15 protein-coding genes are annotated in these 12476 nt (G+C 40.7%); 9 read left to right on the top strand and 6 right to left on the bottom strand.

What is annotated here, in order from left to right:
• Positions 1–181 precede the first annotated feature (181 nt).
• Positions 182–532 (top strand): DUF2200 domain-containing protein, encoded by a 351-nt coding sequence (locus tag ABQ275_RS12835; protein WP_349318714.1) that lies wholly within the window; start codon positions 182–184, stop codon positions 530–532.
• 65 nt (positions 533–597) lie between these two features.
• Here ABQ275_RS12835 and ABQ275_RS12830 read toward each other — a convergent pair whose 3' ends face one another.
• Positions 598–1083: a hypothetical protein gene (locus ABQ275_RS12830; RefSeq protein WP_349318713.1), complete on the bottom strand. Its 486-nt coding sequence runs from the start codon at positions 1081–1083 to the stop codon at positions 598–600.
• 210 nt (positions 1084–1293) lie between these two features.
• Here ABQ275_RS12830 and ABQ275_RS12825 point away from each other — a divergent pair, with 210 nt between their 5' ends.
• On the top strand, positions 1294–2142 hold the full coding sequence (locus tag ABQ275_RS12825) for a universal stress protein (protein WP_349318712.1): 849 nt from the start codon (positions 1294–1296) through the stop codon (positions 2140–2142).
• Between the two features lie 97 nt (positions 2143–2239).
• Positions 2240–2623, top strand: a complete 384-nt coding sequence (locus ABQ275_RS12820; protein WP_349318711.1) for a hypothetical protein — start codon at positions 2240–2242, stop codon at positions 2621–2623.
• Here ABQ275_RS12820 and ABQ275_RS12815 read toward each other — a convergent pair.
• Genes ABQ275_RS12815 through ABQ275_RS12805 form a run of 3 tightly spaced genes read right to left on the bottom strand, consistent with a single transcriptional unit; the run spans position 2620 to position 6064 of the window.
• A complete protein-coding gene (locus ABQ275_RS12815) occupies positions 2620–3678 on the bottom strand; it encodes a response regulator (protein WP_349318710.1) in 1059 nt (352 codons plus the stop codon). The genes ABQ275_RS12820 and ABQ275_RS12815 overlap by 4 nt on opposite strands.
• 1 nt (position 3679) lies before the next feature.
• The gene (locus ABQ275_RS12810; RefSeq protein WP_349318709.1) at positions 3680–5266 is read right to left on the bottom strand and encodes a PAS domain-containing sensor histidine kinase; all 1587 of its coding nucleotides are present in this window, start codon (positions 5264–5266) and stop codon (positions 3680–3682) included.
• Positions 5267–5302: 36 nt separating this feature from the next.
• Complete coding sequence (locus ABQ275_RS12805) at positions 5303–6064, bottom strand: TIGR00730 family Rossman fold protein (RefSeq protein ID WP_349318708.1); 762 nt, start codon at positions 6062–6064, stop codon at positions 5303–5305.
• Between the two features lie 135 nt (positions 6065–6199).
• On the opposite strand from ABQ275_RS12805, the gene ABQ275_RS12800 reads away from it, so the two are divergent.
• Positions 6200–6598, top strand: coding sequence for a hypothetical protein (locus ABQ275_RS12800; protein WP_349318707.1), 399 nt, complete (start codon positions 6200–6202; stop codon positions 6596–6598).
• A gap of 4 nt (positions 6599–6602) precedes the next feature.
• Here the strand turns inward: ABQ275_RS12800 and ABQ275_RS12795 are convergent, their stop codons facing one another.
• Together ABQ275_RS12795 and ABQ275_RS12790 are read right to left on the bottom strand one after the other, a co-directional pair.
• Positions 6603–7061: a pyridoxamine 5'-phosphate oxidase family protein gene (locus ABQ275_RS12795; protein WP_349318706.1), complete on the bottom strand. Its 459-nt coding sequence runs from the start codon at positions 7059–7061 to the stop codon at positions 6603–6605.
• Positions 7062–7110: 49 nt separating this feature from the next.
• Positions 7111–7299: a hypothetical protein gene (locus tag ABQ275_RS12790; RefSeq protein WP_349318705.1), complete on the bottom strand. Its 189-nt coding sequence runs from the start codon at positions 7297–7299 to the stop codon at positions 7111–7113.
• Positions 7300–7611: 312 nt separating this feature from the next.
• Here ABQ275_RS12790 and ABQ275_RS12785 point away from each other — a divergent pair, with 312 nt between their 5' ends.
• The 5 genes from ABQ275_RS12785 (at position 7612) to mgtA (ending at position 12461) form a co-directional block, all read left to right on the top strand.
• Positions 7612–8445, top strand: a complete 834-nt coding sequence (locus tag ABQ275_RS12785; protein WP_349318704.1) for a hypothetical protein — start codon at positions 7612–7614, stop codon at positions 8443–8445.
• A gap of 21 nt (positions 8446–8466) precedes the next feature.
• Entirely contained in the window at positions 8467–9303 is an 837-nt protein-coding gene (locus tag ABQ275_RS12780; RefSeq protein ID WP_349318703.1) for a universal stress protein, read from the top strand.
• Positions 9304–9315: 12 nt separating this feature from the next.
• Complete coding sequence (locus ABQ275_RS12775) at positions 9316–9834, top strand: flavodoxin domain-containing protein (RefSeq protein WP_349318702.1); 519 nt, start codon at positions 9316–9318, stop codon at positions 9832–9834.
• 79 nt (positions 9835–9913) lie between these two features.
• The gene (locus tag ABQ275_RS12770; protein ID WP_349318701.1) at positions 9914–10315 is read left to right on the top strand and encodes a cation-transporting P-type ATPase; all 402 of its coding nucleotides are present in this window, start codon (positions 9914–9916) and stop codon (positions 10313–10315) included.
• Positions 10239–12461, top strand: coding sequence for a magnesium-translocating P-type ATPase (gene mgtA, locus ABQ275_RS12765; protein ID WP_349318700.1), 2223 nt, complete (start codon positions 10239–10241; stop codon positions 12459–12461). Before ABQ275_RS12770 ends, mgtA begins: the two co-directional genes overlap by 77 nt.
• Positions 12462–12476: the final 15 nt, after the last annotated feature.

Here is a 12476-nt window from a genome sequence, read left to right as displayed (position 1 = left end):
CATGTATCCTCCTGACTATGTTGCCCGGTATAATCAAATTAAGTCAGATAAATGCTGAAATAAAATCCCGTGATTCAAAATCAACCGCGTTGTAAAAGTTAAGGACGTAAGTCTACCAGGGTAGATGCCGTTTCTATCCCTCACTCAAAACGAATAACTTTGACAATTAAAAACGGGTAAAATGAATAATACCAGAGTATATAAAATGTCTTTTGCAAGCGTTTATCCATATTACATTAAAAAAGCGGAGAAAAAAGGCCGCACAAAAGATGAGGTAGATGAAATCATATTTTGGCTGACAGGATATGATAAACAAACATTGCAACAACAGATCGATGAGAAAACCGATTTTGAAACCTTTTTTGCGCAGGCGCCACAATTAAATCCCAATGTTTCAAAAATTACCGGCGTAATCTGCGGTTACCGTGTGGAAGAAATCGAAGATGAACTAATGCAAAAGATACGTTACCTGGATAAACTTGTTGATGAGTTGGCAAAAGGAAAGGTAATGGATAAGATTTTAAGGAAGTAAAATAGGCTTGTTTTTTCCAATTCTGGTCTCTGCTTTTCTGTAGCCGTGCCATATAATGGTTGTTATTATCTACAATGGGCTTTAAACAATATGGGGTGAGCAGAAAGATACCTTTCCTTAAAAAGTAATATCACGGCAGCTGCCGCTAGTATTAGCGTTGAGGGGAAAGCGGCGCCTGCACCCAGTGGGGCTATTGCCACCAAAAAAATCGTAGCAGCGGTTAATCCCAGTTTCAGGAGTGCCTCCCTGGCAGTAATGAAAATTCCTGTTGCCAACTGACATATTGAAATAGACACGACAATAGCAGTGATGTTATTACGGAATGCCCCATAAATAAATTGTTCGTAAACAGGCGAAACGGTCATAGCCCCATAAGCCATAAACAATTCGGGATGGCGAATGGCCATGACGGCATTAAAGAAAGCTGCGCCGATAAAAACTGCGGCTAATGCACCCCGCGCAATATTGGGCCTGAAAATGGCTAAAAGCAGTATTATCAGGCTAATGACATTAGCTACGAGGTAAGTATTGGAGAAAATATTTGCATGCATTGTATTAGTTTTTAGTATCCATAGATGAAGTAGTGGTATCATCGTTTCGATATTAAAATTAGCATTCGGATTGCTGCTAATGGATGATACTGATCATAATAATGCTTGATATACATCAGCCTTTTAAGACTGACGATAATCAGGTTTTGTCCTAATATATATCATAGTTCCTTTTCCGTTGCGGGGTTATTTTTGAGCAAAAGAAATATCATGCAAAAGATAGTTGCCATATTTGACGGCTTGAGATTATCAGAAAGTACATTACATTATGCTATTTTAATTGCGAAGGAACAGCAGGCGCACCTGACGGGTGTTTTTCCTGATGATTTTACATACAACAGCTTCAATTTATACCAGTTACTGAAGGTAGGAACGGACCAGGCCACTATCGGCCAGCTTGAGGCCGTAGATAAAGGAAGGCGCGAAGCAGCTGCTGGTATTTTTGAAGCAGCGTGTCAGCGGGCCGGGATCGCTTACAGCGTGCATCATAACCGGAATATATCCCTGCTGGAAGCTTTGGAAGAAAGCATTTATGCAGATCTTTTGATCGTGGATGCACAGGAAACATTCGTGCACGATGAGATGAAGCCGCCCACCCGCTTTATCAGAGATCTTCTGACAGATATTCAATGCCCTGTATTGATTGTTCCACCCCAGATTTTGGCACCTGCGGTTTTTAGTGATATCAGCAACATCGTGTTTCTGTATGATGGGGAGCCATCTTCTGTTTATGCCATAAAAATGTATGGTTACTTACTACCTTTCCTTCAGAAATTGCCAACTACGGTGTTATCAGTGAATCCAATGGGGAATCATCTGGCGAATAAGCAGCTGGTAATGGATTTTATCAAAAGGCATTTCCCCCATGCAGGATATAAAGTAATGGAAGGGGTACCGGAAGAAGAAATTGTAAATTATCTGCTGGAACAAGCCCAGGGCGCACTTATAGTATTGGGAGCTTACCGGCGTAGTATGGTTTCCCGCTGGTTTCGTGAAAGTATGGCAGATGTGCTGATGGAAAGATTATCGGCACCGTTGTTTATAGCCCATAATAAATAAAAAAAACATGATCATGATCAGTTATTGCACTAATCATAATCATATTTTACAGCAGCGTTTGATCATAATTTGTGAGTAGTTAATATTAAAGGGTAAAATGGTACAAGATAATTTTGATGGGCGGCTGGCACAGAATGAATCCTTGAAGTATGCATTAGCAGTTTTAGAAGATGAAACAATTTATTTTAAAATTAAACTGACACGCATCCTCTCCAATGATTTTGAACGGAGCCATTTAGAGCAGCTGGAAGTGTTTCAACACCGGTTCCTGAAAATGGATGAACAGATAGGGTTGCTCAGGCATGAAGCGGGGGAGCTGCAAGAGGCGCTGAAACAGGTGGATAAAACGACCTTAGAACCGGAAAGTGTTAAGGAGTTCCGGAGAATGCTGGAGGCAAAGATTGATATTATAAAAGACACCTTTGATATACTGTCTGCTGATTTTAAAATGTATCTACACCAATCCTTTCCGGGTATCTAATATAGCATATTAGCCAGTTTTTTTTCATCCAGAATAATAACTACCCCTTCTTTTATATCTATCAGTTTTTCGTCACGGAAGTCACTTAACGTACGAATAAGCGACTCTGTAGCTGTACCTGCAATATTAGCCAGGTTTTCCCTGCTGATTTTTACTGAAAACGGAGGCTGACTCTCAGAATTATATTTTTTGTGCAGATTTAATATTGCCTCAGCCACCTTTTTTCGCAGCGAGTTATAAGCTAATCCGAGTAGCTGTTGCTCCCTGGTAGCAACATTTTTGGCCAACATCCGGATAAATTGCAATGCAACCTCATGGTTGTTATGCAGCAATTCCTCAAAGTCTTTTAGTGGGATGACTGCAATTTCACTTTCTTCTATGGCTACTGCGCTGTCTTTATAAACAGAACCCTCCAATAAGGCGGTGTAGCCAAGGAAGTCTCCTTCGCTAAAAACGTCGATCACCAATTCTTTACCGAGATCATTACTTTTACAGGTTTTTACTTTCCCTTTTTGTACGAAAAATAATCTGGATGGATGATTACCTTCCAGATAAATTGGTTGCTTTTTTTTGTATTTATCAATATTTCTTCCTTCTGCCAATGCTTTGAGAGATTCTTTGCCAGTTACTTCATACATCAGTTTGTTTAATCCTTGCAGATTTGGTGGAAACTGCTGGTTTTTTATAGCGGCTTTTTTTAACCTGCTTTCTATGGCATCCCACAGTTCTGTTCCACTAAATGGTTTGGTAATATAATCATCAGCGCCCATGCTCATACCTTTCCGGAAATCAGCTCTTTCTGTTTTTGCTGTCAGGAAAATGAACGGGGTATCTTTTACTTCTTCATGCTGCTGCATGAGATGTAGTACACCAAAGCCATCGAGTACCGGCATCATAATGTCGCATATCACCAGGTCTGGTTTATGTTCCAGAATCATCGCCATACCCGTTTTGCCATTATCAGCTGTTATTACACTGTAACCGGCAATAGACAAGATATCCGTTGTGTTTTCACGAAGTTCTTCATTATCTTCAATTAGGAGTATCCTTTTCATATTAATAAGGGGCGTTTGTTTCTTCAATCGGGAACGTTATAGTAAAGGTAGTGCCTTTGTTTAACTCACTATCACATAAGATATTGCCATTCATCATTTCACTGTACCTGTGAACAATATGTAAGCCTAAACCCGTACCCTGGATGTTGCTTACGTTACTTCCCCGGTAAAAACGTTCAAACAGATGTTGCTGATCTTCTTCAGACATACCTATCCCATTATCTTTCACCTGGAGTGTAAATTCATGACCTGTTTTGCTGGTTTGAATTTGTATGTGACTACCAGGTGTTGAAAATTTAATGGCATTTCCCAAAAGGTTCATGACAATGTGCTTCAGAAGAGAGGGGTCAAGGAATACCCGATTGTCGCCGTCATGTTGGTATTCAATAAGCTGGTTATCTTTCGCAATACCCTGCATTTCCTGGATAATGGTATTGAAATGCTCTTCTATTTCAAATGCTACATTTCTGATCTGTATTTTTCCTTCTTCAATTTTCCCTACGGAAAGGAAGTCATTCAGGGTATCCGTAAGAAGACTAACATTATTAATGATTCGTTGTATGTGTTTGTTGCGTGTAGGTTGATCTTGTTCTGCCTCATAATGTTTTACAAGAAACGCAGACGAAAGAATGGTACTGAGAGGCGTGCGGAACTCATGGGAAGCCATTGAGACAAAACGGGATTTCAGGTCTCCCAGTTCCTTTTCTTTACTCAATGCAATTGTAAGCACTTCTTTTGATGCCTCCAGTTCTTCCAGTGCCTTACGAAGTTGCATGGTACGATCTTCGACCATTTCCTCCAGTTCATTATATAGTTTTTCCAGTTTTTCTTCCGCTTTTTTTCTTTCTGTAATATTGCTGATATAGGCAATGACAAAATTGCCTTCTTCGTTTGTGTAATGACTCAGGCTGATTTCTACGGGGAACTCTGTTTGATCCTGCCGAACCGCAAAAAGATCAAGGCCAATACCCATTGGTCTGCTCTGGGGATTGGCATTGTATCGTGCCCGGTGTCCCACATGCTGGTGATGTACGCGTTGTGGTATCAGGATTTCTATCTTTTTCCCCAGTAATTCTTCCCGTTTATAACCAAATTGTCCCAACGCAAAATCATTGATCAATACGATCTCCCCCTGCCTGTTTGTAACCAGTATTCCTATACTAGCATAGTCAAACAGCGCACCAAAACGCTGAAGCTCCCGGCTAAGCTGTTGTTTAAAACGTCGGTCAGACAAAATATCGGTGATCCTGAAAAAGCAATAGTCCTTATTATCATGCTTTAACATTGTTTCATCATATACACCGATAAATGTTTCTCCCTTCAAATTTTTCCATTGCCGTTCCTGCACTGGCTGACCATCTGAGGTGCTGCGGTCAGCATTGTCGCATCCAAGCTGATTTTGTTCCATTAACAATTCCAGGGATGGATAATCTTCAGTTCCCAACATTTTTATTCCTGTGTCATTAATATACATCAACCTGCCGCTTTTTAACGCTCTCACTGCTACAAGTCCGGGTACACGTTCCAGTATAGCGGCAAAAATACTCAACTGGAAGGGAACATCCAGGTCACTAATAGATAAACTCATAGTATTAGTCAGTGGTCTTAAAATATTAAAAGAAGGTTATTCCCGCAATAATGCAAAACGCCGGAATTCTTTTCTGCGCTTTATGCGGTACTGCGTCAAGGCATATTTTTGAAAATGCTCCATGGCCTCATCTATAGAATCTGTTAGTAAGATATACTGCAGATCTTCCTGTCCTATCATGTAACTTTCAATCATTTTATGAAACAGGGGCATCAGCGGTTCCCAATAGCCACGATTCATCAGCACTAACGGAAAGTTAAGGATTTTATGAGTCTGTATCAAGGTAAGTGCTTCTGCGAATTCATCTAATGTTCCTATTCCCCCTGGTAAAATCAGAAATCCGTATGAGTATTTGAACATCAATACTTTACGAACGAAGAAATATTTGCAGTTGAATTTTTGGTCAAGATATTTATTACAGAATTGTTCCTTCGGAAGACTAATATTACATCCTATTGATTTACCGCCGGCTTCTTTTGCTCCCCGGTTTGCTGCTTCCATAATACCGGGTCCGCCACCGGTCATTACGGCGAAACCTAGTTTCGCAATGCCAGCTCCCGCTTCCCGTCCTAACTCGTAATAGTCAGATTCCGGTTGAACCCTCGCTGAACCGAATACCGCAATACAAGGTCCAACAAAGTGCAATACCCTGAATCCCCGGATAAACTCCAGCAAAATTTTCACTGAAAAGAAAAATTCCTTTGCTCTTGACCTTGGACCTTCCAGGAAATATTTTTCTTCATGGCCCGGTAGCTCTTTACTGGCAACGGGTAGCGGATTGGCTTGCATGAGTGGCATAATGAAAATATTGAAAGATCAATTTCCTGCTTTCTTTTCTTAGTGTATATGACGACTATCATATGATAGCTTGATTGATCTCATTTTATGATAAGACTGGCAGCTGTATACTTGTAGTAACTTAAAACAACTTTTATGAAAATATATATTAGCGAAGAAGCAGTGGTTGCCGATATACAGGAAAAATTCCAAACTATGTATCCATACCTGAAACTGGCGTTTTTCAGAAAGCCACATACGAAAGGGGAACCTTCTCCGGAGGAAGAAAAGGTATCTCCTGATACTCCTATCGAGAAAATAAGAATGCTGCATAGCTTTGGCTGGTTAGATATCAGCTATTACCGGACCGCAGCAGCTGTGGAACACGATTTCGCTTACATCTTCGGATTAAGTGCCCAAATATTCCGCAAAGCAGGAACGCTGTGGCTGGAAACTACCGCCACAGATAGCTGGACATTAGAAGAGCTGAATAATGCCGGCAGACCAGCTAAGCAACAAACGTTTCATTTACCAGATGAACGGGATGATGAATAGGTAATCAGTTTTTTTCAAACCTGCCGGTTTTTTCGGTAATCCTGATCCTGTATACAACAGGTCTGATAATATTATTGTAAACAACCGGTTCTTCCATTTCCCTGTGCATTTCTGCTACACCGGCGGTTTCGCTTGCAGGCATATGAGAGAGGCGGCTCACCAGGAATTTCATAGCATAATATCTTTCTTTGGGATCAATCACTTCTTCATAATTACCCCATACAACAACACTGCGCCAGTTTGCCATATCTGCAATTTCATCAACCTGGAAGCAGATCTGAGGTCGTTTTCTCATCATGTCAATTTTCATTCCTTCCTTGGAGTGCGCTACCAGGTAGGTTTTGTTGAATGCATAACTAACGGGTACAATATATACTTTTTCGCCATCGGTACATCCTATCCGGCCTGTATGGTTGTTGGTTAACACCTGATCTATTTCATCTAAACTTAATTTACCTAACATAGTATATGTTTTTTGTCGCAACAGATATTTGAAATCGAAAGAAATACCATTAAAACTGGTACTGAATAAAAAATTTATATAAAAGGACCAGCAAATTTTTTAAGCCTTGCATTAAAAGAGGATATGCTGCAAAAATCAGCATTATACCAGTTCCCCATGAAATTAAATCAGTCACAACGCTTATATCGATAGGTTTTCCGGGTGCGTGCGATAAAAGAGGGTGCAATAGCTTTTCCATTTTTTTTGTTTAAAGATACCTCATCTACAATGACTAAAACATGACCATAGTCATACCCAGACATGATTTTAGCTACTTTATCATTTATATGATTTTAATCAGCCGATGCTGTGAGAGGAATCATTTTTTCAGCATAAGAGAAAAGGTAGTTTAGTATCAAAATTATTAACCGAAAAGCAAGGGGTAATTATGACATCTTTAACAGTAAGTAAACAGCATGCATTGATGCCATCATATTTTGATGACTTTTTATAAAATTACCAGGAGCCCTGCCGGCTCTGTCGGCAAGACCTTTATAAAGCAACATTTTTTATGGAAAAGATATTATTTATAACTGACGCGGTTACCTTCCGCAGGGAATCTCTCGATTTTGCCTGTTTTCTGGCTAGCCTGACACATTCATCAATCACTGGCGTATTTCTGCAAAATCAGGAACTGGAACTGAGATCAAGCGAAGCCATTCAGGAAATGGCTGTTTGTGCACCGGTTCGGGGGATATCACCTGACGTGCAAAAGGAATTATACAGAGATGAGAATATCGCCTTGTTTACGGGCATCTGTGAATCGAACGGGGTAAAGTGTATGGTACATAAGGATGCTGGTATGCCTGTTGCAGAAGTGTTGAAGGAAAGCAGGTATGCTGACCTGCTCGTAGTAGACATCGCCACTTCATTCACCTGGAAGCCGGAAAGCAGCCCTACCGCTTTTGTAAAGGAGGTATTGGAGAAATCCGAATGTCCCGTTGTGATAGCACCTGCAAATTTTGATGGGATTGATGAATTAATCTTTACCTATAATGGGAGCAGTTCATCTATGTTCGCCATTAAGCAATTTGCTCATTTATTCCCGGCATTAAGCCATTGTAAAGTTACGGTGCTGAGTATTATTGATACCGGGAAACATATAAGAGGAGATCGGGAAAGACTGGAAGAATGGTTGAAAGCGCATTATGAAAATGCTGAAATCCTGCTGCTTGAAGATACTAATGTGCGGAAGCGGCTAATGGAATACTTGTTTGGAAGGGAAAAGGTATTCATCGTAATGGGCGCTTTTGGCAGGAATTTATTATCAAATGTTGTTGTTCCTAATCCTGCCGCTTCCATTTTGAAAATTGTAACCCAGTCCATTTTTATATCACATTATTAAGTATAAGAAATAATTTATTTTATGAAAAAGATAATAGCTGCAATTGATGCCTTAAACTTTTCTGATGACCAGTTAGAAGGCTTCAAGTATTTTGCGAAGGAGGCCAATAGTAAGCTTACCGTAGTTTGTCTTGATAATCTCAATACCGGTGTTGTTCCCATGGCAAGGATGTTTCCTGAAACTTATCCTGTCAGATATGAACAAATCAGTCCTGAAGGTAGGGTTGCGCTTCAATGGCAGCGGAATAAAAACATTAAACAACTGCAAGAGATTTGTGATATTGATAATATCAGCATTGAAGTCAGGGAAGCAGTCAGTTCTCCTGTAGAAGAAGTGGTTGCAGACAGCCGTTTTGTGGATCTGTTAATGATTAGTAACAGCACATCTTTTACCGCGTTGTCTGATGGTAATCCGCCCAGATTTGTAAAAGATGTGTTAGAGGAAGCGGAGTGCCCGGTTATGGTATTGCCGGATGTAATATCACCCATTAAAGAAGTTGTATTTTCTTATAATGGCACCTTCTCATCTATGTTTGCGATTCGCCAGTTTACACAGCTTTTCCCTAACTTCTCGGATATACCTGTTAAAGTAGTGTATGTAGCTGAAGAGAGTCAGCAGGAAATACCATTTGAGCAAAAGCTGAGAGATTATCTGGACATGCATTATGAAACAGTAAAATTTGTTATTGTCAATGGAGAACCTGCTACAGAATTTCTGGCCATGTTAATACGTAGAAATGATTGCATTATTACCTATGGGGCATATGGCCGTAGCAGTGTTTCCCGTTTCTTTCACCCCAGTGATGCTGAAAGTGTGCTGCGGACTACAAATATTCCAGTGTTCATTACACATCCTTAAAACAGATCATTTATGAAAGGTATTATTATTTATAAAGGAAAATATGGCGCTACCCGTCAATACGCCCTATGGTTGGGTACAATATTGAATATACCAGCTGTTATAGCAGGCAGTGAAACAGCAGATCAATTGAACCAATATGATTACATCATTCTTGGTAGCAGTATATACATTGGGAAGTTACAATTACGAAAATGGATAAGGCGTCATCAGGATCTGCTGATAAAAAAGCAATTGTTCCTTTACCTGGTAGCAGGTACTCCCGCTTCAGAAAAAGAGAAGTTACAGGAATACATTACCACCAATATAAGCGCCGAGATTAGAACGCGGTGTAACCTCTTTTTTCTGCCGGGAAAGCTTGAATTCAAAAAGCTTTCATTGCCTGATAAAATCCTGCTTTCTATTGGTTCCAGGCTGGCGAAAGGAGGTGATGAAAGCATTGTTACTAAAGATTACAATGATGTGAAGAAAGAGCACCTCAGCGAAATAATAAATATGGTCACAAAATTGAGTAGGGTGCCTGTCACTTGAAAAATATGCTCTTTATGTTATTGCTTGTAATATTTATATGATGCAGGTACAGCTATTAAAGAACACGAAAACCCAGGGTATGCTTACTAACCAATCTCTGGAAGAAATGCAGCAAAGGGTGGATTATATACCTGGTGGTCTTTCTACAGAAGAGGCCTTAAAGAGATTAAATGAATATGGGTTTAATGAAATAGCCAGGGAAAAACCTTTGTCACCCTGGTTACGCTTATGGAAAAACCTGAAAAATCCGCTGGTCATATTGCTGAGTATACTTGGGCTTATTTCATTTCTTACAGGAGATATCCGGTCCACGCTGGTCATCTTTATGATGGTGATTCTTGGTATTGTATTACGTTATGTACAGGAAATGCGGGCAGACAAAGCTGCAGAAAAAACTGAAAGCAATGGTAAGTACACATGCCACTGTTTGCAGAGATGGAAAAGATATAGAAGTTCCGCTGAAAATGCTGGTGCCAGGTGACCTGATACGTTTGGGAGCGGGAGACATGGTTCCTGCAGATGTGCGTTTATTGGTTGCCAAAGATCTTTTTTTGAACCAGGCATCACTTACAGGAGAGTCCATGCCCATTGAGAAAACCGCAGCTGCCGTTTCCGGTGCTAATGATAACCCACTGGATGCCCCTAATGTCTGTTTCCTGGGTACCAACGTGGAAAGCGGGACAGCTACCGCGATGGTTGTTTGTACCGGAGATAAAACCAGTTTTGGATCGCTGGCCTCCCATATCACCGGCCAGGAGATTTCTACAAGTTTTGATAAAGGCATCAACGGCTTTACCTGGTTAATGATCCGATTCATCCTGGTGATGGTGCCGGCTGTTTTTATTATCAATGGACTTGCCAGGCATAACTGGCTGGAAGCGTTTCTGTTTGCATTAGCAGTAGCAGTAGGGCTTACGCCCGAAATGCTTCCCATGATAGTTACCGTAAACCTATCAAAAGGCGCACTTGTGATGTCCAGGAAAAAAGTGATTGTAAAAAGGCTGAATGCCATACAGAACTTTGGGGCCATGGATGTATTGTGTACAGATAAAACAGGTACACTTACTGAAGGGCGGATCGTATTGGAACAATACCTGGATCCTGATGGCCATTCAAGCCTGAAAGTATTGGATTATGCTTATTTGAACAGTTATTATCATACTGGTCTCAAAAATTTAATGGATGAGGCAATCCTGAAACATGAAGAGCTTCCTGCATCATTAAATATCAGGGAGCAGTTTCGTAAAATTGACGAAATCCCGTTTGACTTTATCAGAAAACGGATGTCTGTAGTTGTTGAAGAGCTGTCAGGGTTAAATATCCTGATCTGCAAAGGAGCGGTGGAAGGGGTGATGGAACTATGCAGTTTTGCTGAGGTAAATGGAGAAATTCAAGCCATACTTCCTGAGCAACGGCAACATTGCAGGGAGTTAGTAGCGGCACTAAATGGTCAGGGCTTTAGGGTTGTGGCGCTGGCATATAGAAAAATGCCTGGTGCTACTGATGATCCTGTTTATACTGTAAAAGATGAATCGGCATTGGTGTTACTAGGTTTTTTATCATTTCTGGACCCTCCCAAAGAATCAGCTACAGCGGCACTGGCAAAGCTGGCATCTTTGAAGGTAGATGTCAGGATATTAACAGGAGATAACGAAATCATTACGGCTTGTATTTGTGGGAAAGTAGGTGTACCTGCTGATCGCTTTTTATTAGGGCCACAGATTGAATTAATGAATGATGAGGAACTGACAGCCGTTGTAATGGATTACCGGGTATTTGCAAGGTTGGCACCCATACATAAGCAACGTATCATCCGGGCATTTCAGCGTAATGGACATGTCACTGGCTTTATGGGTGATGGTATAAATGATGCGCCTGCACTAAAAGTGGCCGATGTTGGCATCTCCGTAAATAGTGCGGTGGATATTGCAAAGGAATCGTCTGATATCATTCTCCTGGAAAACAGTTTGCAGGTATTGGAACAGGGGGTATCTGAAGGCCGCCGGGTGTTTGGCAATATTGTTAAATACATCAGGATGGCAGCTAGTTCCAATTTTGGTAATATGTTCAGTGTAGTGGGTGCAAGTGCTTTTTTACCTTATCTTCCGATGCTTCCCATCCAGGTGCTTACCAACAACCTGCTATATGATTTTTCACAGACTGCTATTCCCACTGATAATGTAGATGCCGATTGGCTGGTAAAACCCCGGAAATGGACAATAAGTGAGCTACGTCGCTTTATCCTGGTAATCGGTCCTGTGAGTTCCATTTTCGATTATGCAACATTTTTTGTTCTATGGCATTTTTTTGATGCACAGCACAATCCGGCTCTTTTTCATACCGGATGGTTTATTGAATCCCTTTTTTCCCAAACCCTGATCATTCATATTATTCGTACCAATAAGATTCCGTTTATCGAAAGCAGGGCAAGCTGGCCACTAACGTTAACATCACTGATCATTGTATTAGTGGGCGTTTGGCTGACCATTTCCCCATTAGCAACTACGTTAGGATTTGTCCGTTTACCAGCTGCTTTCTGGGGATGGCTCGCAGGTATTTTGGTCGGTTATGTTGCACTAACACAAGTTGTCAAGAACTGGCTTCAAAAGAAGTATAATATGCAGTAAGGTAAATTCGCTGTC

Source organism: Chitinophaga sp. MM2321, from assembly GCF_964033635.1.
In the GTDB taxonomy this organism is placed as follows: Bacteria; Bacteroidota; Bacteroidia; order Chitinophagales; family Chitinophagaceae; genus Chitinophaga.
The sequence above is the reverse complement of the archived record's forward strand: the minus strand, read 5'-3'. Positions and strand labels throughout refer to the sequence as shown.

What these genes read in the sequence shown, in the direction of transcription:
- ABQ275_RS12835 (WP_349318714.1), top strand. Translation starts at nt 182, where the DNA reads ATGAATAATACCAGAGTATATAAAATGTCTTTTGCAAGCGTTTATCCA.
- ABQ275_RS12830 (WP_349318713.1), bottom strand. Translation starts at nt 1,083, where the DNA reads ATGCATGCAAATATTTTCTCCAATACTTACCTCGTAGCTAATGTCATT.
- ABQ275_RS12825 (WP_349318712.1), top strand. Translation starts at nt 1,294, where the DNA reads ATGCAAAAGATAGTTGCCATATTTGACGGCTTGAGATTATCAGAAAGT.
- ABQ275_RS12820 (WP_349318711.1), top strand. Translation starts at nt 2,240, where the DNA reads ATGGTACAAGATAATTTTGATGGGCGGCTGGCACAGAATGAATCCTTG.
- ABQ275_RS12815 (WP_349318710.1), bottom strand. Translation starts at nt 3,678, where the DNA reads ATGAAAAGGATACTCCTAATTGAAGATAATGAAGAACTTCGTGAAAAC.
- ABQ275_RS12810 (WP_349318709.1), bottom strand. Translation starts at nt 5,266, where the DNA reads ATGAGTTTATCTATTAGTGACCTGGATGTTCCCTTCCAGTTGAGTATT.
- ABQ275_RS12805 (WP_349318708.1), bottom strand. Translation starts at nt 6,064, where the DNA reads ATGCCACTCATGCAAGCCAATCCGCTACCCGTTGCCAGTAAAGAGCTA.
- ABQ275_RS12800 (WP_349318707.1), top strand. Translation starts at nt 6,200, where the DNA reads ATGAAAATATATATTAGCGAAGAAGCAGTGGTTGCCGATATACAGGAA.
- ABQ275_RS12795 (WP_349318706.1), bottom strand. Translation starts at nt 7,061, where the DNA reads ATGTTAGGTAAATTAAGTTTAGATGAAATAGATCAGGTGTTAACCAAC.
- ABQ275_RS12790 (WP_349318705.1), bottom strand. Translation starts at nt 7,299, where the DNA reads ATGGAAAAGCTATTGCACCCTCTTTTATCGCACGCACCCGGAAAACCT.
- ABQ275_RS12785 (WP_349318704.1), top strand. Translation starts at nt 7,612, where the DNA reads ATGGAAAAGATATTATTTATAACTGACGCGGTTACCTTCCGCAGGGAA.
- ABQ275_RS12780 (WP_349318703.1), top strand. Translation starts at nt 8,467, where the DNA reads ATGAAAAAGATAATAGCTGCAATTGATGCCTTAAACTTTTCTGATGAC.
- ABQ275_RS12775 (WP_349318702.1), top strand. Translation starts at nt 9,316, where the DNA reads ATGAAAGGTATTATTATTTATAAAGGAAAATATGGCGCTACCCGTCAA.
- ABQ275_RS12770 (WP_349318701.1), top strand. Translation starts at nt 9,914, where the DNA reads ATGCTTACTAACCAATCTCTGGAAGAAATGCAGCAAAGGGTGGATTAT.
- mgtA (WP_349318700.1), top strand. Translation starts at nt 10,239, where the DNA reads ATGGTAAGTACACATGCCACTGTTTGCAGAGATGGAAAAGATATAGAA.